Below are 26,694 nucleotides of genomic sequence, written 5' to 3'. Positions count from 1 at the left end.
AGCTACCGGGAAGTGTGATCAGCTCAGTCGATCTTTTGGCGCTTGCTGTTCATCTCCCAAAGTCCATATGCACGCTCCCCATACAGCGCGTCGAGTCCCGCCTCCTGTAGCTCCGGCGGTACGCGCAAGATACCCAAGGTATCGATAATTTTGAGAATGACAACCGTAGCCGTCCAGGCGAAGGCAGCAACGACGATAACGGCCAGCGCCTGAACGCCCGTCTGCGCCAGACTGGCGTCCACCGCATTAATATGGGGGCTGGCGAACACCCCTATCAGGATCGCTCCCGTCATTCCGCCAACGCCGTGTGCGCGCCAGACTTCGAGCGTGTCGTCAATCCGAAGGAGTCTTTGAACATACTTCGCATGAAAACACACCGTCGCCCCGATCGCGCCGATCAACAGGCCGAACATGGGTTCGACATAACCTGCCGCCGGGGTAACGGTGGCCAGACCCGCCACGGCTCCGACCAGCACCCCCTCAAAGGACGCGCGGCCTTCTTTACGCCACTCCCAAAACATCCAGACCAGCATTGCGGCAGCGCCCGCGAGCATCGTGTTAGTGAAAGCGTAAGCGGCAAGCGCATCCGCTGCGTAAGCCCCGCCGGCGTTGAACCCGAACCAGCCGAACCACAGCAAGCCCGCGCCCAGTGCAACGAGCGGCATGCTGGCAGGGTCGGATCTCGATTCGCCGACAACGGCCTTTCGCTTGCCAAGATACTTAGCCGTGGCCAAGGCCGAAAAACCTGCCGCGGTATGGATCACAATACCGCCCGCAAAGTCGACTACGCCAAGCTTCGCAAGGAAACCGCCCCCCCATATCCAGTGGGCTGCGGGAAGGTAGACGATGATCGTCCAGAGTGAGATAAATAGTAGATATCCACCAAACCGGATTCGCCCCACAAAAGCGCCGGTCATCAGCGCAGGGGCGATGATGGCAAACATCATCTGATAGGCGAATACCATGATGAATGGCACCTTGTCGGAGTATGCCGAGTTGGGCTCCACGCCGATGTGATACATACCAAAATAAGGTCGGATGTCTCCGATTACCCCAGCGATATCGGGGCCAAATGCCAGGCTGAATCCGCCGAAAACCCAGATAATTCCAATGACGCCCATACATACAAAGTTCTGAATCATGATTGACATCATGTCCCGTTCTTTCACGAGACCGCCGTAAAAGAGCGCGAGAGCCGGCGTCATCATGCACACTAGCGCAGTACAGATGAGTACAAATGCGGTGTCACCCGGATTAATATTCAACATAATTCAATCCTTATAGTTAATTTTTAATGGTCGAACTGTTTAATGAATATGAGCACTCAAAGACGATATTAATCGGAAAGCAGGTGGTCCGATGAGGTCCCTACATGACCATGAGGAGACATCAGTTTTTTCGGCGCCATGAATAAATACAATACCGCTACATAGGGCATAGTAAATGAAGGCAATCCATCAGGAAGCATGATCGCATCCAACGCTCCTTGTATGACTACGGTCAAAATCGTCGCCAGTCCCGCGTAGGCTGCAACCCGCCAACCAGGGGCGAGAAACACCGCACCGACTGCCATTGCCGTAAGTACCGCGCTAAAGCCATACAGCCCTTGGGAGACTGAAGCCGGATCCGCACGCAACACTATCGCAGCGACGATTGCGATTATCGAGCCAAGACAAGCGGCGATACCCGCTCGTACCGACGCAATGAAGATTCCCAATAAAATAATCGCGCCACTGACAGCGCTGCCCAAGAGAAAGACCTGAGCAATGTTCCTGAAAAAAATCTCGATCAGCTCGGTGATGGATGGAATGATGGAAGCCCCCTGAAGGTAATCCGTTGCAAGCACAGGCCCCAGCGAGCTGACCTGTAAACCACCAAATGAGTATGCGCCCGCAACCATGAGCCACCCTAGCAAAACAAAAGGGCCAGTAGAGCCTGGTATTCCCCAACTTTTGGTCAACGTGGCGCTAAGCGCCGCGGTGACTACTGTCGATGCGGCTGCACCAAATGCGATGTAGAACCACAGTAGCGAAGACGGTTCGATCAATGTGGGAAGCGCAGCCCCGACGAGAATCCCGTTGAATCCATAAAGTCCCGCGGATATCGAGTCGCCATCATCAATCAGTGCAATGGCCGTCAGAGTAGCCACGACAACGCCTATCAGCGCGCCGATCGTCGTGGCCCACGCACCGGTGCCGTACGAGCTGTAGCCGATCGCGATAAAGAACAACACTCCAGTCCAGGCATTCTCCATGAAGAACACTTGGCTAGTTCCGTTAAGGCATGCTCTTACGAAACCGGGACGAGCATTGTGCATACCCTTCTCCAATGAGTTTTTACCGCCACAGAAATTCTTCAGGCAACGTTTTGCCACGGGCCGCTTGCCTGACCGTTTTCCAGAAACGCCTTACCTCACCCCTGACATCATAAGATTCGACCCCTACCGCTCTAAGCATCAATCCGGCGCTGTTGGGCAACGTTGATACGCCGGAAATTACACGAGAGTTCACCGAGTCAAATAAGGGCTCAAACCGCTCCAGGACCTCGTCCTGCACGCCCGCAGGCGCGATCAGCAATATGTTCGCGAAGGCGTCGAATCCCTTCATCACCGCCGGATACTCTACTGTCGCGTCTCGCGCCTCGATCAGAATCTTCTCAGAAAAAAGGGGGGACCCGTCCGGCCTGTAGACGTTGACCGCCATGGACGACACATCGCAACCGAAACGTTCCGCTACGTGATGATGCTTACGCCCGGACATCATCATTTCCCCATAAAGGGCTACAGCGTCCTCGGCAACAAACAAGTCAGTGACGTTGATAAACCTGGATTCCCGGTAGGGGATCGTGAAATCCGGCAGGTACTCAAGATAGGCCTCTTCCTCCAGCACAACGGTCTGATGTTGAGATGCGTAATTCGCATCCATCTGGTGCACTCTATTGGCGCTTTGTGAAGTGACCTGCGCACAAGCCCCTTTACGCACCGTGATGTCAATTTTGTAGCGATCGCCCTGCAGAATGCCCCCGCCCACCGAGATAATGGAGCAAATCGGCAGCTCGGGCATCGCCTCATCCCAGTAAAGCGCCTGCTGGACCAGCAGCGGTGCGGCACGGTACAGCTCGTCGAGAATCGATCGTCCGTCCCGCATGGAAAATCCGAGGCGCAAAACACCGATTTTTCCCGGCGCAGCCGCTCGCATTTGCCCAGGCTCGCTCTGAAACGCTCTCAGTTCCGTTGCATCATCGAGTTTGCGCAATTCTGGATGCAATTCCATGGCGAAAGACCCTACACCGTCTGTTCGGGACGGCTGACCTCGACATCGAATAACGCCATGTCGAGAATCAAGTCAATCAGCGACTCGACCCCTTCCCCTGTCTTGCAGTTGGTAAATACGAACGGCTTCTTGCCCCGCATCAGCTTTGAATCGCGATCCATCACCTCTAGACTCGCGCCGACATACGGCGCCAAATCCGTCTTGTTAATGACCAAAATGTCTGACTGACACACCCCAGCGCCATTCTTGCGCGGTATCTTATCGCCGCCCGCTACGTCGATCACATAGATGTAAAAGTCCGCCAGTGCCGGGCTGAAAGTCAGCGTCAGGTTATCTCCGCCCGACTCAATCAGGATCACATCGCTGTCTGGATAAGATTCCTCGAGCTCTTCGACGGCCGCGAGGTTCATGGATGGATCTTCGCGCACGGCTGTGTGCGGACAAGCCCCGGTTTCAACACCGACGATTTTCTCTTCGACGAGAATGCCTTTTAATGTCCGTCTGACCTGCTTGGCATCTTCGGTCGTCACCACGTCATTCGTGATGATCAAAGGTTTGATACCCATGTCGATCAATCTCGGCGTAATCATTTCGATGACGGCCGTCTTACCGGAACCTACCGGCCCACCGATGCCAATTCTCGTAATTTTCTTCATAGAGCGCTCCAACGGGTCAACAAGTTCAATTCATGAAAAGTCTCAGATGTGTTCGGGTGTGATGAGCAACCAACACATCAAAAACAGGCGCAAACGATGACATCTCATCGAGCTTGCGGTCCTTGACCGCAAGATAGTCTTCCTCTACGCGCTCTTGGCTCTCGAACAATACTCGCTGCGTATCGATATGATCGATCCGCATCAGCCGCACGGCCGCACTCAATACCATGGCAGCCACCCCATATTGATGCACAACGAACGCCTCCTGTTCGCTGGCGCCAAGTTGCGATAGGCAAATCGCCTGCCCTATCGGAAAGCATCCGGGTGTCATCTGCGATTTAATATCCTGCAGCCAAATTTCGAGAGTGGGGAAGTTTCCCATTTTTAAGCTGAGCTCGGCGAGTTTTTTGCCCATTCTGGCCAGCATCTGCTGCTGTTCTCGACCGACTCGTCTGCGCCAGAGCGCTGCATCGGCCTGCCTGACGCCCTCATAATCTGCATCGCGAACCGCCCGGTATGCGTGGATGAACGCGACGCCATCCATCCTGGCCGATTGCCGGATCACCAGTTCAACAAATTGATGCAAGCTTGCCCGATCGGAAACCACCCCTGTCTGTATCGCGGATTCCAGACCGTTGGAAAATGCAAAAGCGCCCACTGGCAATGTAGAGTCGGAAAACTGCAGCAGACGTGCCAGCCGCAGCATTGCGCCATGACTGGAAATGCCGGCCGTGCCAGCGCTACTTATTTCAGCCGGCATCTCAATGTTTATGGCCTTCATGATGCCCATGATGGTGGTCGTGCGAATGCTCGTGATTGTGCGAATGCCCGTGATCGGCGGCCTTGGGATGATGGTGATGTGGGGTGGCGTCAGCGCCTGCGAACAGCAGCCGGACTTCGTTCGCATCGAGCAAGGCGGCAATCTCCTCGCCAGGAGCGAAACGCGTCTTGATGTTCTGAAAGCCATGGGTCCGCATGACCGAGGCCATCATTCTCTGATCGACCGACAGCGGCACATAAACCGTGGATCCCTTGATGACAGCCGGCCAGTGTTGGTTTCCCAGTCCATGGCCGAGATCGAAACAGGCGCGCAAAATCTCTTGCGGCGCCAGCTTCTCAAGGCTCTCGAGCTCTATTACCAGGACCTCTTTAAGAGACACCTTCGCCACAACGAGTACGTTGTTAGCCTCGTCGAAGTGCAAAACATCGCCATTGTGCAGGTGCCGGCTTCTGTCTAGCGATATCGCCAGCTCGACGCCGCCTTCGCTTGCCTTTCTTAGACGATTCTTGGGTGCCTCCCATTGCTCGAGCACGAGATAATCCACTGTCGCCTTTGCGGATTTTTCTTTCCACTCGGCTTCATGAATATTGCCCAGGACACGTTCTACAAGAATCATATTTACTCCAAAGACACGCGGTTGCGAGATAGGCTAAGAAGAACGCGTCCGATACGTTGATGAAGACCGCTCCGATCTTGAGACGCGCGTTAATGCGACTTGCAATGGACGTTCCGATCTGCCACCGGATCAATGATCTCACCCCCCCTACGCCGACCCCCAATCCCATCCAACGCCCGCATGCATGAACCTCTTTAGCTAAAGAAATACAGCTGGTTCAAAGGCAAGGTCTCGGCGGGCTCAATGGTTGCATGCTTGCCGTCGACCTTGACCGCGAAGGTCTCGGGGTTCACTTCGATCGACGGCTGAGCCGAATTCCTCACCATAGACTGCTTGGAGATCGACCGCGTGTTGTAGACCGGCATGACTTGGGACTGGAGTTGGTAGCGATCAACAATTCCGTCTTCGAACGCAGCATGCGATGTAAAGGTCACGCGGGTCTTGGACACCGTCGAGCCCATCGTGCCGAACATCGGTCGGTAGATGACCGGCTGCGGCGTGGGCAGTGAGGCATTAGGGTCGCCCATCAGCGCCCAGGAAATGATGCCGCCCTTGATGACTAATTTCGGTTTCGCACCGAAGAATGCTGGCTCCCACAAAACCAGATCTGCCATTTTTCCGACTTCGACTGACCCGATAACGTGACTGACGCCTTGCGCGATGGCAGGGTTGATGGTGACCTTGGAGACAAATCGCAGCACACGCTGGTTATCGTTGCCCGATCGATCGCCGTCATAAGCACCCATCCTGTGCTTCATCAGGTGTGCCGTCTGAATGGTTCGCGTCCAGTTTTCACCCACGCGCCCCATGGCCTGGCTATCACTTGAGAGAATCGAGATCGCCCCAATGTCGTGCAGGACATTCTCGGCGGCGATGGTTTCCACACGCACGCGACTTTCGGCGAAGGCGACGTCCGTCGGAATACGCGGATTGAGGTTATGACAAATCATTGTCATATCGAACAGTTCCGCCTGCGAGTTGATCCCGTAGGGCAACGTAGGATTGGTAGAGCTGGGGATGACATTGGACAGCGATGCCACGCGGATGATGTCCGGTGCATGGCCGCCACCGGCGCCTTCAGTGTGGTACGTGTGGATCGTTCGCCCTTCAAATGCCGCAATCGTGTTCTCGACGAAGCCTGCCTCGTTGAGCGTGTCAGTGTGAATGCAGACTTGAACGTCGTGGATATCGGCGACTGAAAGCGCACTACGAATGGCTCCGGGTGTCGACCCCCAGTCCTCGTGTATTTTGAAGCCCATTGCCCCCGCGTGCAGCTGTTCGACCAAGGGCGCAGATGTTGAGCAGTTCCCTTTAGCAAGCACCCCGGCGTTGACGGGCCACGTATCGAATGAGCGAAGCATCATCTCGATATTCCAGGTACCCGGCGTAATCGTCGTTCCGTTGGTGCCATCGGTCGGCCCGACGCCCCCACCAAACAGCGTCGTGACGCCATTACTCAACGCCGCCTGAGCCTGTTGCGGGGCGATGAAGTGAACGTGAGCGTCAATCCCGCCGGCGGTCAGAATCAGATGTTCGCCCGATATGGCTTCAGTGGCGGATCCGAGCGCCAGCCCTGGCGTAACTCCCGACATGGTAGATGGATTGCCGGCTTTCCCGATACCACATATGCGGCCTTGCCTGACCCCGACATCGGCCTTGATGACGCCCATCACACCATCGATAATCGTCACATTGGTAATGACCAGATCAGGGGCGCCCGCCGCACTGGTGAGCTCATTGTCGTAGCCCATTCCATCGCGCAGCGTCTTGCCGCCACCGTATACCGCCTCCTCGCCATAGACACGCAGATCTTTTTCGATCTCGACGTATAGATCCGTATCACCAAGGCGAATTTTGTCGCCTACGGTGGGACCGTAGAGATCCGCGTACTGCTGTCTCGAAATCTTTGCCATCTCGTGCACTCCCTATCTTGTGAAAGGCTTAGTCAGTCGACTTTGCTTTTGAAGCCGTAGCGTGCGGCCCGTTCAACGGCATCCGTGAGGCGGGGACGGTAGCTGTCGTAGTTGACATCTCCCACCCATCCGTCCACCAAGTTGTTGAAACCCAGCACACGCTGCTTGCCTTGATAGGGAACCAAGCTCACTTTTTTTTCGTCGCCCGGCTCAAAGCGCAGTGCGGTCGTCGCGGGGATGTTCAGACGCATCCCAAAAGCCTTTTCGCGGTCAAACTCCAGCCATGAGTTGACCTCAAAAAAATGAAAATGCGAGCCCACCTGGATAGGGCGATCCCCAGTATTTCGAACCGTCAATTCCGTGACGGGGTACCCGGCGTTGAATTCAATGTCGCCTTTGCCGAATATAATTCCGCCAACAGCAACTTTGCCTGACTTTTTGTTCTTTTCCATTTGTGGCTCCTTTCGCTCAGGCAATCGGGTTGTGAACCGTGACAAGGCGGCTTCCATCGGTGAAAACCGCCTCCACCTGTACATAGGGAATCATTTCCGGAACCCCTTCCATCACGTCCTCACGCGTTAGGACGTGTCTGGCAAGTTCCATGACTTCTTCAAGTTTTTTTCCTTCCCTCGCGCCATTCAAAGCGGCGACCGAAATCAGCGATACCGTTTCGGGATGATTCAGCTTCAAGCCCTGGTCTTTACGACTCTGGGCGACCTGTGCCAACATATAAATCAGTAATTTGTCGACTTCCCGAGGGGTGAAGTGCATAGACGACCTCCTGTTAGGTTAACGGGTGCAGTTGACTGCCCCGCATGCTGAAACGTTCGTATGCCTTCAGCAAGCAGGCGACTCCGGACTTCGTATCGTTTGGCGCACGCCAAAGCGACATAGCGCCTCGATGCGGTTTGTTTGACACAGTTACATCGATTCTAAATTAGTTTGCGAGATTTGACTCGCCCTATCACAACCGTTACGAATGATGGAACCAATTAAAAAAGCTGCCCGTGGGCAGCTTTTTTTGCGCAATCTACCGTGACTCGGAAAAATCCGGATCTCAATAGGCTGTTACACGGTCACGCGTCAATATTCGATGCGGACAACGCGTGCGTTTCGATAAACGCCCGGCGGGGTTCGACATCGTCGCCCATCAGCGTAGTAAAGACTTCGTCCGCCGCAATCGCGTCTTCGATCTTCACCCGCAGCAGACGGCGCACCTTGGGATCCATGGTGGTCTCCCAGAGTTGCTCGGGGTTCATTTCACCCAGACCTTTGTAGCGTTGTTTGGAAACACCGCGCTCGGCCTCGCTACGTAGCCATTGCATGGCTTCGCGGAAGTCGCTGACAAACTGTTCTTTGCGCTTGTCGCCTTCGCCACGTGCCACCACGGCGCCCGCGCCGAGCAAGCCCAGGAACGTCTTGGCAGACTTGACCAGCACCGCGTAATCCGCGCCATTAACGAAATCGGCATCGATGACGCTCACGCGCACATTGCCGTGATGCATACGGCGTACCATCAAACGATACTGTTCGTTCACCTCGTCAAATTCGGCACTGACTTTCACCCCATTGCCAGAGATCGCATCACGCAACGCATCCGTCAACCGTTCAGCCGACGCAGTCGCAGCCTCACCCGACGACAGATCGATTTCCGCGCCCTCGGCCATGGCCGACAACGCATCCACATCGAACAAACGCGACAAGCGCGCGATCACGGCATCGGCCAGCACATATTGACGCGCCAACTCGGCCAAGGCCTCCCCCGTGATCGGGGCCGCGCCTTGTGATGGAATCAGTTGTGCGTCTTTCAGTGCCAACTGCAGCATGAACTGCGCTTCTTCCTGGTCGTCTTTCAGATAACGCTCATCACGGCCAACCTTGACCTTGTACAGCGGCGGCTGGGCGATATACACATAGCCACGCTCGAGCAGCTGGGGCATCTGACGGTACAGCAGCGTCAGCAACAGCGTACGAATGTGCGCACCGTCGACGTCCGCGTCAGTCATGATGATGAGGCGGTGATAACGCAATTTGTCAACGTTGAAATCCGGCCCGATGCTGGTTCCCAGCGCCGTAATCAATGTTGCGATCTGCTCGCTGGCAATCAAGCGATCAAAGCGCGCTTTTTCCACGTTCAGCACCTTGCCGCGCAGCGGCAGGATGGCCTGGAACTTACGATCGCGGCCTTGCTTGGCCGAGCCGCCTGCCGAGTCACCCTCGACGATGTACAGCTCGCACAATGCCGGATCTTTTTCCTGGCAGTCTGCCAGCTTGCCAGGCAGGCCCGCCCCCTCCAGCACGCTCTTGCGACGCGTCATTTCACGCGCCTTACGAGCCGCCTCACGCGCGCGCGCAGCCTCGACGATCTTGCCGCACAGTGCCTTGGCGTCGTTGGGGTTTTCCAACAGCCAGCTTTCCAGCGTACGTGCCACGGCGTCTTCGACGGCCGGCCGCACTTCGCTGGACACCAGCTTGTCTTTGGTCTGACTACTGAACTTGGGCTCAGGCACCTTGACCGACAATACGCAAGCCAAGCCTTCGCGCATATCATCGCCCGACGTTTCGACCTTGGCCTTTTTTGCCAGCTCGTTGTCTGCGATGTACTTGTTGATAATGCGCGTCATGGCAGCGCGCAGACCCGTCATGTGGGCGCCACCATCACGCTGCGGAATGTTGTTGGTGAAGCACAACACCGTTTCGCCGTACGTGTCGTTCCATTGCATGGCGACTTCCACACCAACCGGTACTCCGCCCGCGCTGGACTCGGCCGACACGGCGAACACGTTCGGATGCAACACGGTCTTGGAACGATTGATGTATTCCACGAAGCCACGCACACCGCCCGAAAACGCGAAGTTTTCTTCCTTGCCCTGACGCTGATCCACCAAACGGATCTTCACGCCATTATTCAGGAACGACAACTCGCGCAAGCGCTTGGACAAAATATCGTAGTGGTACTCGATGTTATTGAAGATAACCGGATCAGCCAGAAATCGGACTTCGGTACCACGTTTGTCGGTCGTGCCCGTGACCGAGAGCGGCGCGACGCGTGCACCCTGGCGGAACTCCATCTGATGCACCTGGCCATTGCGACGAATCGTCAGGCGCAGCCACTCGGACAATGCGTTGACGCACGACACACCCACCCCGTGCAAGCCACCGGACACTTTGTACGAGTTTTGGTCGAACTTGCCTCCGGCGTGCAATTCCGTCATGACGATTTCCGCCGCACTACGGCCAAATTCGTCATCCTTGTGGATGTCTGTCGGAATGCCACGACCGTTATCGGTCACCGAGATCGAGTTATCCGTGTGGATCGTGACCACGATGTCGTCGCAATGGCCGGCCAGCGCTTCGTCGATGGCGTTATCAACGACCTCGAACACCATGTGATGCAGGCCGGTGCCGTCGGAGGTATCGCCGATGTACATGCCGGGGCGCTTGCGCACGGCCTCCAGCCCTTTGAGCATCTTGATCGAATCGGCGCCGTAGCCGGTGTTCTCGGGATTGCTGTTCTGCTGATCTGACATGTTTGTATCGCTAACACTTCAAAAGACGGCCTAACGGCCAGAGCGTGGCAGGCGGGTACATACTCGCCCCCACGACATCAACCCATGACGCGGATTAAATCCGCATGGGCATGACGACGTACTTGAACTGATCATCATCGGGCAGGGTAATCAATGCCGACGCATTGGCATCCGGCATCACTGACCACTGAATGTTTTCAGTCTTGACGTTGGATAGAACGTCCAACAAATAGCTGACGTTGAAACCCACGTCCAGGGGCTCGTAACCGTAATCGATGTCGAGTTCTTCCTGGGCTTCTTCTTGCTCGGCGTTCGAAGATGAAATCTTCATCACATTCTGCGCCAATTGCAGTCGCACGCCCTTGAACTTATCCGTCGTCAAAATGGCGGCGCGTTGCAAGCTGCCTTGCAGGGCCTCGCGATTGATCACAAACTGGCGCGTGTAGTTCGAAGGAATCACACGCGTGAAATCGGGAAACTTGCCTTCGACCAGCTTGGACACGAGCTCGACTTCGCCGAAACGGAAACGAATCTGACCCGGCGCCACATCAATCGAGACGGGCTCGTCGGAGTCTTCGAGCAAACGCTGCATTTCCAGCACGGTCTTGCGCGGCACAATGACTTCGTGGCGTTCAGCGATGCCCTCAGCCTCGGTGGCGCAATGCGCCAGACGATGGCCATCGGTCGCCACGGCACGGATATGCCCGGCCTCGAACACCAGCAGCATGCCGTTCAGGTAATAACGAATGTCCTGTTGCGCCATGGCAAAGTGCACCATGTTCAGCAAATGACGCAACGTACGTTGCGGCAGGGTCAGCGAGACATCCCATTTTTCGGGCTGTGCGACGGTGGGAAATTCGCTGGCGGCCAGGGTTTGCAACGCAAAGCGGCTCTTTGCCGCCTGCACCGACAGCTTATTGCTGGCCAATCCCAGTTTGATTTCGCCCGTATCGGGCAACGCTTTCAAAATATCCAGCAGCTTGCGCGCTGCCACAGTGGTGGACTCGTTGTCCTGGCCAACACCGAAATCCGCATGCGTCGTGATTTGCACTTCGAGGTCGGTCGCGATAAAGGCGACCTTGCTGCCTTCCTTGCGCATGAGGATGTTCGCCAGGATGGGCAGGGTATGGCGTCTTTCGACGATTCCCGCCACTGTCGACAGCGGTTTCAGCAATGCATCGCGCGAGGTTTGTACGAGTTGCATGTTCATCCTTTTAGAGTTTGTTCCAACACGTGCAGGGTATGGTTCAGCTCTGCCTGCTTGGCGCGGGCATCGGAAATCTTGCGTACCGCATGCAGTACGGTCGTATGGTCACGTCCACCGAACAGATCACCGATTTCGGGCAGGCTTTTTTGAGTGAGCTCCTTGGCCAGGTACATCGCGACCTGGCGCGGCATAGCAATATTGGCCGGGCGTCGTTTCGAATACATGTCGGCGACCTTGATTTTGTAAAAATCAGCCACGGTTTTTTGGATATTTTCCACCGTGATTTGTCCGTTCGATACGGACAACAGGTCTTTCAGCGCCTCTTTACATACGTCGACCGACACCACGTCGCGGCCGTGAAAGCGGGCGTAGGCCAGTACCTTGCGCAACGCGCCTTCGAGTTCGCGCACATTGCTGCGCAAATGCTTCGCGATAAAGAAGGCCACCTCTTCGGGCATGGGCACGCCTTCGGACTCGGCCTTGCGCAGCAAAATGGCGACGCGCATTTCCAGCTCGGGCGGCTCGATAGCGACCGTCAGGCCCGAGTCAAAGCGCGAGATCAAACGGCTGTCGATACCGGCCAGTTCTTTGGGATACGTATCGCTGGTAATGATGATCTGCTTGCGCTGCGCCACCATGGCCTCAAACGCATAGAAGAATTCTTCTTGTGTGCGGCTCTTGCCGGAGAAAAACTGAATATCGTCGATCAGCAGCAGATCCAGCGAGTGGTAGTAACGCTTGAAATCGTCAAACGCTTTGCGTTGATAGGCCTTGACCACGTCGGACACGTACTGATCCGCATGGACATAACGGACACGCACCCCTGTACCTGCCGCCACCATGGCATTGCCAATGGCATGAATCAAGTGAGTCTTGCCCAACCCCACGCCACCGTACAAAAACAGCGGGTTGTAGGAAATGCCGGGATTTTCGGCCACCTGCAACGCCGCCGCGCGCGCGAGTTGGTTGGCCTTGCCAGTGACAAAGTTCTCGAAGGTTAAATCGGTGTTCAGGCGCGAACGTTCGTACACCACGCCGGCGGCATCGGCCTGCAGCGCCGCGGCGACTTGCGTCGTCGGGGCGGCTAATGCAGCGGCCGCTGGCGCTTGCGGCGCCGCCGCGGCAATCGCGGCGCCGACAGCGACCGGACCTGGTGGCGCGGCGCTGGGTACAGAGCCCGCTCGAGCCGCGATGGGTATGCGCGCCACCGTGCCGTTGGCCGGCAGCTCAAACGATACCTGCACCGGGCGCTGAAACCATTCCGCTGCCAGCGCTTCGATTTGGTGAGAAAAGTTCTTGCGCACCCAATCCAGCTTAAACCGGTTGGGAGCGGATACGCGCAACACGGCCTGCGCTTCGTCGTACGCAAGTGGTACCAGCGGCCGTATCCAGGCACTGATTTGCTGTGGGGGGAGTTCCTGCTCTAGACGACTGACGCAGGTCTGCCAAAATTCTTTCATGTCGCTCTTATTCAAACCTCGATTCTACCTTGGTTGAGGGCAGGTTATCCACAGGCAGATCGCGTCCCGTCCCCCAGTCGTTGGCGTAACTGTTTGACAAAGCAGAGAAAACTTGCTGAAATAATGGGCTTTTCCGAATTCTGTCTGTCAGAAGGTTCCTTTTATCTCTACGCCGAGGGTCTTACCTCCGGTGTTAATGTAATGTGCCATACAAATGCATGTACGCATTTGTATGGCCAGGAACCCGTCGGGCAGGTCCCTTCTGACTTTTGTTCTTTTTGTGGATCGTCCATGAAACGCACCTACCAACCTTCAGTTACCCGCCGCAAGCGCACCCACGGCTTTCGCGTGCGCATGAAAACCCGCGGCGGTCGTGCCGTGCTGAACGCTCGCCGCGCCAAGGGCCGCAAGCGCCTGGCCGTCTAACGCCAGCCGCCCTGGTCTTTCGTTTTTCGCGTATCGACCTCGGTTGTTCGTTCATGCCGCGCGCCACGCTTCCCCCAGAGGCGCGGCTGCATCGCCCCTCTGAGTTTGCTGTCGCTCTAAAAGGTCGACGGTTGGCCCGAGGGGCTTTCTTCATTCTCAGTGCCGCCGCGCCCAGTGGCTTGCCCACAGGTCAAGCCGCTCAAGCACGTCTGGGCATGGTCATTGCCAAACGCTTTGCCGCACATGCGTCGACCCGCAACGCCTTAAAGCGAGTCATCCGCGAGGCCTTCCGTCATCGTCGATTGCAACTGCCCGCGCAAGACTACGTCCTGCGCTTGCACAGCAAGCTGACCCCGACGTCCCTGACTGCCCTGAAACGGCAGGCACGCGCCGAAGTGGACGCTCACTTATCGCGCGTCAAGCCACGGGAATGACGTCATGATCAAGGCCTTGCTAATCGCGCCGATCCGGTTTTACCGATTTTTCCTCAGCCCGTGGCTGGGGCGGCAGTGCCGGTTCACCCCGACCTGCTCGGCCTACGCGATCCAGGCGATTGAGCAACATGGCGCATGGCGCGGCGGGTGGCTGGCGGCGCGCCGCATTGGCCGCTGCCACCCTTGGTCACCCGGGGGATACGACCCGGTTCCGCCTTCGAACCACTCCGATGGGGCCTCGTGCTGCGCACATCATCGCCGCACGGATCCCAATTGACGCTAAACTTGTGGGTTTGCCGCTCCTTTTTCGGCCAGCCCGCAAACCTACCGTAGGCACCATGGATATCCGACGAACCATCCTCTGGATGATCTTCTCCTTCTCGCTGTTGCTCCTGTGGAACAACTGGCAAGTCCACAGCGGCAAACCGTCGCTCTTTGGCACGCCTCCCGCAGCCAGCTCAGAATCCCCCGCCGCACCGCAGGCAGGCGCCGACGGGCAAGCCGCGACGCCGTCGGTGCCAACGGCACCTGCCACGGCAGCCGCCGCAACCAGCACCGTACCCGGCGCGAGCACCGCACCGGCTGCCGTGTCGTCGACCGAATCCGTCGTCATTACGACTGACGTGCTGCGGCTGACTTTCGACCCGGCCGGTGCCCAGCTCGTCCGCGCCGAGCTACTGAAATACCCGACCGCCGGCCAGCCCAACAAGCCGACCGTGCTGCTCGATCGGTCTCCTGAGCTTACCTACGTGGTGCAATCCGGTCTGGTAGGCGCCGCCGAGGGACAGAGCTTCCCGAATCACCTGACGCCGTTCCGTTTTGTCTCGAGCGAGCGCGAACTGTCCGGTGACACGCTGAATGTCTCGTTCGAAGCCGAATCCGGCGGCCTCAAGGTCGTCAAGACCTACACGCTGCACCGTGGCCGTTACGACATCGCCGTCCAGCATGCGCTGACCAACACCTCCGGCCAGCCGTTATCTCCCTCGCTGTATCTGCAGCTCGAGCGTGATGGTAACGACCCGGCCGATACGTCCAGTTTCTATCACACGTTTACCGGCATTGCGGTCTACTCCGAGCAAGACAAATTCCAAAAAGTCACCTTCTCGGACATCGCCAAAAACAAGGGCGACTACATTCGGCAGACGGATAATGGCTGGTTGGCAATCGTTCAGCACTACTTTGCGACGGCATGGGTCCCTCCTGAAGGCAAACCCCGCAGCAACGAATTGCTGCAAGTCCAGCCTAACCTGTACGCCGCGCGCAGCATCGAAGCCGTCGGTGCCGTACAACCTGGCGCAACCACGCAGGTCGACTCCCACCTATGGGTAGGCCCCCAAGACCAGAAAGCCATGAGCGCACTGGCCCCGGGTCTGGATCTCGTCGTTGACTACGGCTGGCTGACCATCATCGCCAAACCCCTGTTCTTGTTGCTGACGTGGCTGCACGGCTTGCTGGGCAACTGGGGTTGGTCCATCGTCGCCCTGACCGTCATCATCAAAGCGGTGTTTTTCCCGCTGGCCGCGGCCAGCTACCGCTCGATGGCGCGCATGAAACAAGTCGCGCCTCGCCTGCAGGCCCTGAAAGAGAAATTTGGCGACGATCGCCAGAAACTTAACCAGGCCATGATGGAGATGTATCGCACCGAAAAAATCAATCCGTTGGGCGGCTGCTTGCCCATGGTGGTTCAGATTCCGGTGTTCATCGCCCTGTACTGGGTGTTATTGGCCAGCGTCGAAATGCGGGGCGCCCCCTGGATTCTCTGGGTACACGACCTGTCGGTGCGTGACCCGTACTTCATCCTGCCCGCCGTGATGATGGCTACCATGTTCCTGCAGATCAGACTGAACCCCACGCCTCCGGATCCCATCCAGGCCAAGGTCATGATGATCATGCCGCTGGTCTTTGGCGGGATGATGTTCTTCTTCCCGGCGGGTCTGGTGCTGTACTGGTGCGTCAACAACACCTTGTCGATCGCACAACAGTGGACGATCACTCGCGGCATTGAACGCAAAGCGGCGGCAGCAGCGAACCGATAGCGGTCACCGCCACGCGCGCCATCTCGTGGCGCGCGGCCCACATAGCAAAATCCCCAGCTCAAGGCTGGGGATTTTTGTTTTACGCAGGTCGGTATGTTCTACACATACGCAGAGATTCTGGCGGCGACGTCCTTTTGTTGTTGCAGATAGTCCAGGCAATGAAACAAGCAGTTCCCGTCGCCAGGAATAAAGTCCGTATCCTTGCCATCGATATAAAAGTGATTATCTGCGAATGCAATCTTGGAAAAATCGAGCTGCCTGTTGTCACAGTAGATCTCGGCGAACGCCCGGTATTGATGTTCCTTGTCGGTGATCACTAACAGATCAATCAGTGCTGATTTTTGCGTGTCAGTATAGGTTCGATCACCCGACAAATATTCCATAACAGCAGCCCGGTCTTCGTGGGGAAAAATCTCCTCCCTCATTCGACGCTTGAACGCGCCTCCGTTGCCTGGCTCGCCACGCCAAATTGGGTCGTCGTGCGCAAGATCCTTGAGGTTAGTGATCACCGCATCCGCCAAATAGAACCCAATAGGCTCGTTTTCCTTTTCAAAGAGTTCCTCCTTGAGAAAAGCCGCCATGTCGCGTTTTAAGGCCGCGACATTAGTGGCGGGCGCGTGATGAGATGCTTCGTCGGGCATGGCAGAACTATTCCGTCTGGCAGCCTCCAGGTACACATCGTAATCGCCCCGTTCACAATCCAAGGCGATATTCTCTTTCGCGAATATCTGTCTATCGCCCACAGAAAACGTATAGCTCCAGGCGCTTCGATCAAGCGCTATCGACACATCCACCCTGAATTTATCGAGATGATGTTGTGCGGCCAACCCCCGAAGTGTCTCGAAACGCACCAAGCGCTCAACCTCCGAATCGAGTCCAGCTGAAAGATCATCTATCTGCTCGAAAAGTTTCTGAATCTGCGCATGCTTAACCCAGCCACGCAGAAAATCCATGACGTAGTCGATGATCCCCATGCGCTGGGCGTCGGCTAACGATTTCGAATTGAGAATGGTCTGAATGCGCGACTCATTAAACGCGTAATTGTCGATAGATATGGCCATACCTAGTTCCTGAAATGTAATACGTGTGGTGTAAGTAACACCCCGATTACCGTAGTTCCATCCTGGCCACACCAATCTCTAGCTAAAAAATATCAACGAGGAAACTTGATTTGTATCCTTAACATCAGGCAACTCACTCAATCTGTTCACGCCGCCGCGCTGCGCTTGAAATAGCCGAAGGCCACCAACAGGCGGGCTAACGAGGCCAGGTTAGCGCTGCATCCCCCAACGCCGCACCGTGACCCGCTCCAGCGTATTGAAAACCAGATTTTCTACCACCAACCCGATAATCACCACGGCGGCCAGGCCCGCAAAGACGCGATCGGTATAGAGCTCGTTGCGGTTCTGGAAGATATACCAGCCCAAGCCACCCTTGCCGCTGGATGTCCCAAACACCAGCTCTGCAGCAATGAGCGTACGCCAGGCAAAGGCCCAGCCGATACGCAACCCGGCGACGATTGCGGGCAGGGCGGCGGGCACCAAAATACTCAGCACATAGCGCGGTCCCTGTAACCCATAATTGCGACCCGCCATGCGCAACGTTTCCGGGACCGCCAGGAACCCCGAATAAATATTCAACGCCAGCGCCCACAAGACCGAGTGAATCAGCACAAACACCAAGCTGCCTTCACCTAAACCAAACCACAGCAAAGCCAACGGCAGCAAAGCAATCGCGGGCAAGGGGTTGAACATGGCCGTCAAGGTCGACAAAATGTCGCGGCCCACGCGCGTCGAGACCGCCAGCGTCGTCAACAAGAAGGCCAACACAATGCCGGCGGCATAGCCCTTTAGCAACACCAACAGCGATTGCAGCGCACGCGCCGGCAACTCTCCGTCGATCATCCCGTGTACAAAGGCTTGAGCTGTCTGCCAGGCCCCGGGCAACAGCAAATCGTTATCGGTATAGCGGGCCGCCGCCTCCCACAGCAGGGCCAGCGCCAGCAGGATCAATGTCTTGCGAAACGCCGCATGTTGCCGCAAGCGTTCGTACCAGGGCAGAGGCGCCTCGGCGGCCAATCCCGGTACAGGGGGCAATACGTATTCGACTTCCGGGCGCGCCAAGGCACCCTCTGCGCCTAGCGTCATGGCACATTCCTTGGTTAGGTAAATCAAGCGGCGAGCCGCTGCGTTTCTTGATCAGAATCTTGATGCGAAGGCGCATCAAACAGCAGGTCATGAATGCGTCGCGTGGCAGATTGAAATGCCGCGGACCCTTGGCTGCGCAGATTGAACTGGTGCGCATTCAGTTCGGCACGGACCCGGCCCGGATGCGGCGACAACAGCAAAATACGATTGCCTAGCACCAGCGCTTCTTCGATAGAGTGCGTCACAAACAACAACGTGAAATGCGCGTCTTCCCACAAGGCTTGCAGCTCTTCCTGCATCTTGCGGCGCGTCAATGCATCGAGCGCCGCAAACGGTTCATCCATCAACAACACGCGCGGCTGCATGGCCAGCGCGCGGGCAATCGCCACGCGCTGCTTCATGCCACCCGACAGCGTATGCGGGTAAGCATCTGCAAACGCGGCCAACCCGACTTTGTCCAGGTAATGCAGGGCACGCTCATGCGCCTCGGCACGACGCAGTTTCCCTGTCGCCACCAGTGGAAACACCACGTTGTGCAACACGGTTTTCCACGGAGGCAGTTGATCGAACTCCTGGAACACCACGATGCGGTCCGGGCCCGGGCCCGCGACCGCCTTATCATCCAGCAAAATCTGTCCGGAGGCGGGCGGCACAAACCCCGCAATCGCCTTGAGCAGCGTCGATTTTCCGCACCCCGATGCCCCCAGCAGAATGTACCGATCACCGTCATAGACATCGAAGCTGACCTCGTGTGTCGCACGGACGCGGCGCTGCGGCGTCTTGTATTCCAGGGTGAGATCGCGGACCTGCAGCAACGGGGATGGGAGGCCGGGCATATCAGCTCCCCTCGCCAATCGCAGGGTCGTCGAAAAAGTAATCACGCCACCTTTCGACCGGACGCTTGATCGCCCCAACCTTGTGCATGAACTTCGCCAGGCCCAAGGTATTGTTTGGCTGCAACGTGAACTTCACCTCTGGATCGGTAATGACCTTGATCAGAAAATCGCGATCCAACTTGGCGCCCGTGACACGCAGATAGATATCAGCCGCCTCTTGCGGATGCGCAGTCACAAACTCGGCCGCCTCCAGCAACGCCTTCAGGAACGCACCATAGGTCTCAGGATGCTCGTTGCGAAACCTCTCCGTTGCGAACAACACGGTCGAGGCCGCGGGCCCGCCCAGTACATCGTACGAGTTCAGCACGATGTGAGCATCCGGATTCTGTGCCAGCTCTTGATTTTGAAAAGGCGGATTGCCGAAATGGGCCGTGATCTCCGTCCCGCCCGAAATAATCGCCGCCGTAGCATCGGGATGTGGCAGGGCCACTGAAATGTTGTCGAGCTTGGCAAACTCGGCATCGCCCCATTGCTTTGCCGCGGCCATCTGCAATACGCGCGCTTGCACCGATACGCTGACTGCCGGCAGGGCAATACGATCCTTGTCCGTAAAGTCGGCAATGGTTTTCACGGCGGGGTTATTCGACACCAAGTAGTACGGGAAATTACCCAGCGACGCGACGCCTCTGACGTTCTGGCGGCCATGCGTGCGATCCCAAATCGTCAGCAAGGGCCCGACGCCCGCTGCCGCGATGTCCACACCACCGGACAGCAGCGCATCATTGACTGCCGCCCCGCCCGATAGTTTGACCCACTCGACCTCGATATCGACACCCGCTTGCTTGCCGTATTTTTCGATCAATTGCTGATCACGTGCCACGTTCAACAGCAAATAGACAATCCCGTACTGCTCCGCGATACGCAGACGTTCTGCTGCGATAGCCGGCGTCGGTGATGCAAGCGCCAGCACTGCAATGACAACGGCCAGCACGCCCGCGCCAACAGCGTGCCCCACACGTTCCTGAAAACTTCGAGAAATAGGCATGATTAGAATGGCAGATCGCCTTCAATGGTGGTTCGGTAGAGTTTTCGGCGCAAGTGCGTCGGCGTGCCGCCAGCCAAATGAATCAAGGATCGGTTGTCCCAAAAAACCAAATCGTGATCACGCCACTGATGGCGATAAATGTGCTCGGGCTTGACGCTGTGCGCAAAAACCTCATCCAGGATCTGCTGGCTTTCATCGGCGGGTACTCCTTCGATGCGCGTGGTGAAGCCTTCGCTGACAAACAGCGCTTTGCGCCCCGTCTCGGGATGTATACGCACAGCAGGGTGCACGACCTCTTTGACCTGTGCTAATTGCTCGGCGCTGAGGGTAGGGCGCCAATTCGCTTCTTTCTGCATCTGGCCGTATTTGGCCAAGTAAGAATGCACCGCCTGACGACCGTCGAGTGCCTGGCGCAGATGCGCGGGCAACGAGTCATAAGCCAGATGCATATCAGCGAACAAGGTATCGCCGCCCTCGGCCGGTAATTCCTGCGCATGCAGCAGCGACCCCAGACTGGGCAGCGGCTTGTAGGAAATATCGGAATGCCAGTATTTGCCCGCGTCGCCCAGACCCACCGGCTTGTCGTCCTCGATGATGTTCGAGACGATCAGGATCTCGGGATGCCCCGCCAGGTGAAACTGATGCAGCACGTGGATCATCAACTTGCCAAAACGGCGACTAAAGTCGATGTGCTGCCGCGGCGTAATGCGTTGATCGCGAAACACCACCACGTGGTGATCCAGATGGGCGCGATGCACGCGCGCAAAATCGCTCGTATTTAGCGGGAGCCCGAGGTTAATGCCGACAATTTCCGCACCGATACCACCCGGCAGAGGCAATACCTCGAATGCCTGGGCGGTGTCGTCGGACACCTCATCAAGACGTGCCGCGTTGCTTTGTGTAGACATGGGTCGCTCCGGAACTCTGAGCGACCCATTATGCAAAAGCCTTATTCAAACCCAAACAACGTTATCGGTGTTTGATCAGAGCTTTTTCTCATATAAACATCGAGCTATTAACTTATAAGCAAACTATGCCTTGGCCAGGAATCTCTCGACCAACTTGACCCAATAGGTGGCGCCAACCGGCAACAACGCATCATTAAAGTCGTAATTCGGGTTATGCAACTGGCAAGGCCCCATGCCATGATAGCTGGCAATGCGATGGTCACCCTCGCCATTACCCAAAAACAGATAACAACCCGGTACTTGCTCCAGATAAAAAGAAAAGTCTTCCGCACCCATAAAGGCAGGAATATCGCAGTTGACCTGCTCTTGGCCAAACACCTCGCGTGCCACGTCCGCGGCGAACGCGGTTTCCTTTTCCCAATTCACCAGGGGAGGATACGCGCGCACGAAATCCAGTTCACCTGTCCCGCCATACACCTGGGGCAGCGTCGTGGCGATACGCCGCATGCCTTCTTCGATCTTGTCCAGCACCTCGACCGTATAGGTACGTACCGTGCCACGCAAAATGGCTTCGCCCGGAATCACGTTATAGGCATCGCCCGCGTGAATCTGCGTAATCGTCAACACCGCCGACGCCAGGGGATCCTTGCTACGCGAAATCAAGGTCTGCAAGGCATGCACCATATCGGCCGCGATAACGATGGGATCCACCGCGGCATGCGGTTGCGCCGCATGGCCACCAACGCCACGAATGGTGATATCCCACCGATTGCTCGACGCCATGGCCGGGCCACTGCGAAAACCGAACTGGTTGACAGGCATGCCTGGCATATTGTGCAACCCAAACACCGCATCACAAGGGAACCGATCAAACAGACCATCGTCCATCATGGCGCGCGCGCCCGCATTGCCGCCTTCTTCCGCAGGCTGAAAAATGAAGTGCACGGTGCCGTCAAAATTCCGGTGTTTCGCCAGATACGCCGCCGCTCCTAACAATATCGTCGTATGCCCATCATGGCCGCAACCATGCATACGTCCGGCGATCGTCGATTTATGCGCAAAGCGATTGTGCTCAGGCATCGGCAAGGCATCCATATCGGCACGCAGCCCTACCGTCTTGCCACTGTTGCCTGATTTCAGCACCCCCACCAAACCCGTTTTTCCGAGCCCCGTGTGCACTTCTATACCCAAACTGCGCAAACGCTCGGCCACGAGCGCCGAGGTGCGGGTTTCTTGAAAGGCCAGTTCGGGATGTGCATGAATATCACGTCGCAAAGCGGTCAGATCAGCGTGGGCACGTTCGATTTCATCTAGAGTTTTCATGGCAATAGGGCAAAACAAATAGAGGCAAGACAACAAGAAACCGCGTCGGATGTCTAACTTTTAGCACATCACCATCACACGTCAGGCATTAACCGGACGGTGAGCGACCGGACAGCTCGTCGTTCAAATGACAGGCACTGGCATGGCCGGTCGCCACAGCGCGCAGCAACGGGCGCTCCGTGGCACAACGTGGCATGGCGTGCGGACAACGCGGATGAAAAGCACAGCCGGTAGGGGGAGACAGCGGCGACGGCAACTCACCCTTGATAGGCCGATAATCGCGACGACCCGGGCGCAGATCCGGCAGCTCTTTCAGCAAGGCCTGTGTATAGGGATGATTCGCCCGCGAAAACACCTCATCCGTGGGCGCAATCTCAACTATGCGCCCCAAATACATAATAGCCACCCGGTCAGAAATGTGGCTCACCACACTCAGGTTATGGCTGATGAACAGATAGGTCAGGTCCAGCTCGCGACGCAATTGCGCGAACAGATTCAATACCTGCGCCTGGATCGACACATCCAATGCCGCGACCGCTTCATCGCACACAATAATCGACGGTTTAAGCGCCAAGGCGCGTGCAATACCTATACGCTGACGTTGTCCGCCCGAAAACTGATGGGGATAACGCTGTGCATACGTCGGATCGAGACCCACCTGACGCATGAGCCCAGCCACATAGTTCGCCTTGTCACCTGATCGGATCAGGCCGTGTGCGACAGGCGCCTCGCCAACGATATCCAGCACTCGCATCCGAGGGTTCAGTGATGCGTACGGATCCTGAAAAATCATCTGCACGCCCAGCTCATAGGCACGCCGCTGCTTGCCCGACATCTGCGCGACCGGCGTGCCCTGATAATCAATCTCTCCCCGCGTCGGTGGCAGAATACCTGACACCATCCGACCCAACGTCGACTTACCGCAGCCCGACTCTCCGACGATCCCGATCACCTCGCCGGGATAGACCTCCAGATCCACGCCGGCCACCGCTTGGACCACCAACGTCTTCAGGCCAGCGCCGAACAGATTGGCAATACGGCCGGCGATATCGACGGGCTGCACGAAGTGTTGCTCGACCTGCCGCAACGACAAGATAGGCGCCGTGATCTCGCGAGCGATAGGATCCGGCTTTTCGAGCTCAACAGTCTGCACTAGCGTTCTCCTGCATGCCAGCAACGCGCCCAATGCCCGGGCCGATGCTCGACGGCTTGCGGCCCCTGTAGACAGGCATCCGTCGCACGACTACAGCGCGTACGGAACGCACAGCCTTCTGGCAGATTCAATAGCGACGGCGTCATGCCGGGTATCGGATCGAGCGGCTTGCCGCGCGTATGCGGCGTCGGAATCGACGCGATCAGGCCATGGGTGTACGGATGCAGTGCGTGACTGATCACGTCGGTTGTCGTCCCCGTCTCCACCACGCGGCCCGCGTACATCACGGCCACACGATCCGCCAAGCCAGCGACGACCGCCAGATCATGGGTAATCCAGATCAGTCCGGTGCCCGTCTCGCGGCAGAGCTTTTGCATCTCGTACAGGATCTGCCCTTGAATGGTCACATCCAATGCCGTCGTTGGCTCATCGGCAATGATCAGGCGTGGATCATTCAACAGGGCAATCGCGATCGCCACACGCTGCCGCATACCGCCCGATAACTCATGCGGATAGGCGCGCAATCGCTCCTGCGGCGAGGGAATGCCCACTTTGGTCAACACCTCCAGTGCGCGGGCATGTGCCTGGGCACGGCTGACACGGCGATGCGCCAATACCGTTTCTACCATTTGCGTATCAACACGCAGCACCGGGTTCAGCGTCATCATGGGATCTTGAAAGATCATCGCGATATCGTTGCCCCGCAACTCACGCCAGCGTTGCGCCGTCACGCCGCGCAGATCCTCCCCATTAAAACGAATCTCGCCGCCCACGATCCGACCAGGCGCGTCGACCAAGCCCAGCAAAGAGAACCCAGTGATACTTTTGCCAGAACCCGACTCGCCGACCAACCCCAGAATTTCGCCCGGACCTACCGACAAGTCCACGCCATCCACGGCCTTGATCACGCCGGCACGCGTAAAAAAGTGGGTTTTTAATTCGCGGACTTCCAGCACGGGCGGCTTAGCATGGGCCATGCTTTCGACGCTCTCGGGGGAACTCATTGTGGTAGGAGAACTCATGGCCCGTGCACCGGTTAAGCCGCGTTATGCGGGTTCAACACATCACGCAAGTGATCGCCCACAAGATTGATGCCGATGATGGCGACCGCCAAGGCGATCCCAGGGAAAAACGAGATCCAATACAGCCCTGACAACAAGTATTCAAAACCGTTCGAGATCAGCATGCCCAACGACGGTTCGGTCACCGGCACGCCAACTCCCAAAAACGACAGTGTGGCCTCAAGGGCAATTGCATGGGCCAAATCAATGGTCGCGATCACGATCAGCGGCGGCATACAGTTAGGCAGAACATGGCGAAACAGCACCCGCCCCCACCCCAGTGACAGACATCGTGCCGCCTCAACGTATTCTTTACCGCGCTCCACCAGGGCCGCGCCACGCGCCGCACGCGCAAAGTACGCCCATTGCACCACCACCAACGCGATGATGACCTTATCCACCCCTTTGCCCAGGATGGCCAGCAATATCAACGCCACCAAGATCGCTGGGAATGACAGCTGAATATCCACTGCGCGCATCAGAAACGCGTCAATCCGCCCCCCAAAATACGCGGCAATCAACCCGACCGTCGCCCCAATCGCGAAGGCTGCCAGGACCGAAATCGCCCCCACCATCAAGCTGGTCCGCATACCATACAAAATCGCCGAGAACACATCCCGTGCCTGACCATCGGTACCCAACCAATACGTGATGCTGCCATCGCTACTGACACTGCCCGGCGGTAATTTGGAATCCATAATATCCAGCGTAGCGATATCAAACGGATTCTGCGGCGCCAGCCACGGCGCAAACAACGCAGCGCCTACTGTCAACAGCAGCAGAAACACCCCCAGCAAAGCCAATTTACTGGCACAGAAATCCACCATGAAGCGACGCAGCGGGGTCTCTACCCGAGCGGTAGGTAGGGACGGCGCGGCCGTCTCCACCGGGGAAACCGGCGTCGTCATGCTCGGCGCTCCAAACGTACGCGCGGGTCCAATACGGTATAGATGATGTCCACCACGAGATTCAAAGTGACCAGGAAAAATACGATCAACATCAAATAGGCCACCACCACGGGGCGATCCAGATTGACGATAGAATCAATCAACAGCTTGCCCATGCCCGGCCATGAAAATACGGTCTCGGTAACGACCGCAAATGCGACCACCTGACCAAACTCCAGCCCGGCAATGGTGACGATGGGAATCAGGATGTTCTTGAGCAAGTGCACGCCCAGCACGCGCTTTTCCGCCAATCCCTTGGCGCGCGCAAACTTGATGTAGTCCATGGGCAGCGCTTCCCGCGTAGCCGCGCGCGTTACTCGCACAATCATGGCGCACTTGGCCAGCGCAATCGTCGTCGCAGGCAAAATCAGACTGGCCCAGCCATCCAGCGTCAATACGCTCAACTGCACACCAAACACAGGTACCGTATCACCGCGTCCGCTTGCAGGCAGCCAACCCAGCATGACGGCGAACAGCATGATCAGCATCAACCCGACCCAAAAATTCGGCAAGGAAAATCCCAGCACGGATCCCGTCATGATGGCGCGTGATCCTACGGCCGTGGGACGCAAGCCCGCCAAAATTCCCAGCGGGACGCCGATGAGCACCGACATCAGCATCGCAACACAGGCGAGCTCCAGCGTTGCCGGCATGCGCTCCAGAATCAAGCGCATGGCCGGCTCGCCGGTTAAAAAACTGCTTCCGAAATTCCCCTGTATCGCGTGTCCCAGGAACACCAGATACTGCATCCAGAGAGGCTTGTCCAAGCCCAGCGAGACGCGAATCGCCTCACGCTGGGCATCGGTCGCCTCCGGACTGGCCAGCATCGATATCGGATCGCCGACCAGATAAATCCCTGCAAAGACCAACGCCGACATGACCAGCATCACAACCAGCGTCTGCAACAACCTGCGAATGATAGTGGCCAGCACGTCGAGTCGAC

At 57.1% G+C, this 26,694-nt stretch carries 26 protein-coding genes; 4 read left to right on the top strand and 22 right to left on the bottom strand.

What is annotated here, in order from left to right; translation table 11 throughout:
• Nucleotides 1-23: 23 nt before the first annotated feature.
• From ACYVDM_RS17475 to dnaA, 12 genes are all read right to left on the bottom strand, one after another.
• Nucleotides 24-1,268, bottom strand: coding sequence for an ammonium transporter (locus tag ACYVDM_RS17475; RefSeq protein ID WP_415791410.1), 1,245 nt, complete (start codon nucleotides 1,266-1,268; stop codon nucleotides 24-26).
• A gap of 68 nt (nucleotides 1,269-1,336) precedes the next feature.
• The gene (gene yut, locus ACYVDM_RS17470; RefSeq protein ID WP_415791408.1) at nucleotides 1,337-2,317 is read right to left on the bottom strand and encodes an urea transporter; all 981 of its coding nucleotides are present in this window, start codon (nucleotides 2,315-2,317) and stop codon (nucleotides 1,337-1,339) included.
• A gap of 19 nt (nucleotides 2,318-2,336) precedes the next feature.
• Nucleotides 2,337-3,272, bottom strand: coding sequence for an urease accessory protein UreD (locus tag ACYVDM_RS17465; protein ID WP_415791406.1), 936 nt, complete (start codon nucleotides 3,270-3,272; stop codon nucleotides 2,337-2,339).
• Nucleotides 3,273-3,283: 11 nt separating this feature from the next.
• The gene (ureG, locus tag ACYVDM_RS17460; RefSeq protein WP_415791404.1) at nucleotides 3,284-3,928 is read right to left on the bottom strand and encodes an urease accessory protein UreG; all 645 of its coding nucleotides are present in this window, start codon (nucleotides 3,926-3,928) and stop codon (nucleotides 3,284-3,286) included.
• A gap of 25 nt (nucleotides 3,929-3,953) precedes the next feature.
• The gene (locus ACYVDM_RS17455) at nucleotides 3,954-4,718 is read right to left on the bottom strand and encodes an urease accessory protein UreF (protein ID WP_415791402.1); all 765 of its coding nucleotides are present in this window, start codon (nucleotides 4,716-4,718) and stop codon (nucleotides 3,954-3,956) included.
• Nucleotides 4,690-5,325: an urease accessory protein UreE gene (locus ACYVDM_RS17450; RefSeq protein ID WP_415791400.1), complete on the bottom strand. Its 636-nt coding sequence runs from the start codon at nucleotides 5,323-5,325 to the stop codon at nucleotides 4,690-4,692. The genes ACYVDM_RS17455 and ACYVDM_RS17450 overlap by 29 nt, the downstream gene beginning before the upstream one ends.
• A gap of 194 nt (nucleotides 5,326-5,519) precedes the next feature.
• Complete coding sequence (locus ACYVDM_RS17445) at nucleotides 5,520-7,238, bottom strand: urease subunit alpha (RefSeq protein ID WP_415791398.1); 1,719 nt, start codon at nucleotides 7,236-7,238, stop codon at nucleotides 5,520-5,522.
• A 32-nt stretch (nucleotides 7,239-7,270) separates the two neighbouring features.
• The gene (gene ureB, locus ACYVDM_RS17440) at nucleotides 7,271-7,690 is read right to left on the bottom strand and encodes an urease subunit beta (RefSeq protein WP_415791396.1); all 420 of its coding nucleotides are present in this window, start codon (nucleotides 7,688-7,690) and stop codon (nucleotides 7,271-7,273) included.
• Between the two features lie 16 nt (nucleotides 7,691-7,706).
• Nucleotides 7,707-8,009 (bottom strand): urease subunit gamma, encoded by a 303-nt coding sequence (locus ACYVDM_RS17435; RefSeq protein WP_415791394.1) that lies wholly within the window; start codon nucleotides 8,007-8,009, stop codon nucleotides 7,707-7,709.
• Between the two features lie 305 nt (nucleotides 8,010-8,314).
• Complete coding sequence (gyrB, locus tag ACYVDM_RS17430) at nucleotides 8,315-10,768, bottom strand: DNA topoisomerase (ATP-hydrolyzing) subunit B (RefSeq protein WP_415791392.1); 2,454 nt, start codon at nucleotides 10,766-10,768, stop codon at nucleotides 8,315-8,317.
• Nucleotides 10,769-10,862: 94 nt separating this feature from the next.
• Complete coding sequence (gene dnaN, locus ACYVDM_RS17425) at nucleotides 10,863-11,972, bottom strand: DNA polymerase III subunit beta (protein ID WP_415791390.1); 1,110 nt, start codon at nucleotides 11,970-11,972, stop codon at nucleotides 10,863-10,865.
• 2 nt (nucleotides 11,973-11,974) lie between these two features.
• Nucleotides 11,975-13,435 carry a chromosomal replication initiator protein DnaA gene (dnaA, locus tag ACYVDM_RS17420; RefSeq protein ID WP_415791388.1) on the bottom strand — a complete coding sequence of 487 codons (1,461 nt, stop codon included), beginning with the start codon at nucleotides 13,433-13,435 and terminating at the stop codon, nucleotides 11,975-11,977.
• Between the two features lie 291 nt (nucleotides 13,436-13,726).
• On the opposite strand from dnaA, the gene rpmH reads away from it, so the two are divergent.
• From rpmH to yidC, 4 genes are all read left to right on the top strand, one after another.
• Nucleotides 13,727-13,861: a 50S ribosomal protein L34 gene (gene rpmH, locus ACYVDM_RS17415; RefSeq protein ID WP_003800771.1), complete on the top strand. Its 135-nt coding sequence runs from the start codon at nucleotides 13,727-13,729 to the stop codon at nucleotides 13,859-13,861.
• Between the two features lie 53 nt (nucleotides 13,862-13,914).
• Entirely contained in the window at nucleotides 13,915-14,295 is a 381-nt protein-coding gene (locus ACYVDM_RS17410; RefSeq protein WP_415791386.1) for a ribonuclease P protein component, read from the top strand.
• Between the two features lie 4 nt (nucleotides 14,296-14,299).
• Nucleotides 14,300-14,572 carry a membrane protein insertion efficiency factor YidD gene (gene yidD, locus ACYVDM_RS17405; RefSeq protein WP_415791384.1) on the top strand — a complete coding sequence of 91 codons (273 nt, stop codon included), beginning with the start codon at nucleotides 14,300-14,302 and terminating at the stop codon, nucleotides 14,570-14,572.
• A gap of 61 nt (nucleotides 14,573-14,633) precedes the next feature.
• Nucleotides 14,634-16,331 (top strand): membrane protein insertase YidC, encoded by a 1,698-nt coding sequence (gene yidC / locus ACYVDM_RS17400; RefSeq protein WP_415791382.1) that lies wholly within the window; start codon nucleotides 14,634-14,636, stop codon nucleotides 16,329-16,331.
• Nucleotides 16,332-16,429: 98 nt separating this feature from the next.
• Here the strand turns inward: yidC and ACYVDM_RS17395 are convergent, their stop codons facing one another.
• From ACYVDM_RS17395 to ACYVDM_RS17350, 10 genes are all read right to left on the bottom strand, one after another.
• Nucleotides 16,430-17,392 carry a hypothetical protein gene (locus tag ACYVDM_RS17395; protein WP_415791380.1) on the bottom strand — a complete coding sequence of 321 codons (963 nt, stop codon included), beginning with the start codon at nucleotides 17,390-17,392 and terminating at the stop codon, nucleotides 16,430-16,432.
• A 210-nt stretch (nucleotides 17,393-17,602) separates the two neighbouring features.
• Entirely contained in the window at nucleotides 17,603-18,478 is an 876-nt protein-coding gene (locus ACYVDM_RS17390) for an ABC transporter permease (protein WP_415791378.1), read from the bottom strand.
• A 23-nt stretch (nucleotides 18,479-18,501) separates the two neighbouring features.
• Nucleotides 18,502-19,314, bottom strand: coding sequence for an ABC transporter ATP-binding protein (locus ACYVDM_RS17385; RefSeq protein ID WP_415791376.1), 813 nt, complete (start codon nucleotides 19,312-19,314; stop codon nucleotides 18,502-18,504).
• A gap of 1 nt (nucleotide 19,315) precedes the next feature.
• A complete protein-coding gene (locus ACYVDM_RS17380) occupies nucleotides 19,316-20,359 on the bottom strand; it encodes an ABC transporter substrate-binding protein (protein WP_415791374.1) in 1,044 nt (347 codons plus the stop codon).
• Between the two features lie 2 nt (nucleotides 20,360-20,361).
• The gene (locus tag ACYVDM_RS17375; RefSeq protein ID WP_415791372.1) at nucleotides 20,362-21,267 is read right to left on the bottom strand and encodes a TauD/TfdA dioxygenase family protein; all 906 of its coding nucleotides are present in this window, start codon (nucleotides 21,265-21,267) and stop codon (nucleotides 20,362-20,364) included.
• A 123-nt stretch (nucleotides 21,268-21,390) separates the two neighbouring features.
• A complete protein-coding gene (locus ACYVDM_RS17370) occupies nucleotides 21,391-22,590 on the bottom strand; it encodes a M20 aminoacylase family protein (protein WP_415791370.1) in 1,200 nt (399 codons plus the stop codon).
• 88 nt (nucleotides 22,591-22,678) lie between these two features.
• Nucleotides 22,679-23,743, bottom strand: a complete 1,065-nt coding sequence (locus tag ACYVDM_RS17365; protein ID WP_415791368.1) for an ABC transporter ATP-binding protein — start codon at nucleotides 23,741-23,743, stop codon at nucleotides 22,679-22,681.
• Nucleotides 23,743-24,747, bottom strand: coding sequence for an ABC transporter ATP-binding protein (locus ACYVDM_RS17360; protein WP_415791470.1), 1,005 nt, complete (start codon nucleotides 24,745-24,747; stop codon nucleotides 23,743-23,745). Before ACYVDM_RS17360 ends, ACYVDM_RS17365 begins: the two co-directional genes overlap by 1 nt.
• 32 nt (nucleotides 24,748-24,779) lie before the next feature.
• Nucleotides 24,780-25,712 carry an ABC transporter permease gene (locus ACYVDM_RS17355; protein ID WP_415791366.1) on the bottom strand — a complete coding sequence of 311 codons (933 nt, stop codon included), beginning with the start codon at nucleotides 25,710-25,712 and terminating at the stop codon, nucleotides 24,780-24,782.
• Entirely contained in the window at nucleotides 25,709-26,683 is a 975-nt protein-coding gene (locus ACYVDM_RS17350) for an ABC transporter permease (protein ID WP_415791364.1), read from the bottom strand. The genes ACYVDM_RS17355 and ACYVDM_RS17350 overlap by 4 nt, the downstream gene beginning before the upstream one ends.
• Nucleotides 26,684-26,694: the final 11 nt, after the last annotated feature.

It is taken from the genome of Bordetella tumulicola (genome assembly GCF_054779135.1).
The sequence above is the reverse complement of the archived record's forward strand: the minus strand, read 5'-3'. Positions and strand labels throughout refer to the sequence as shown.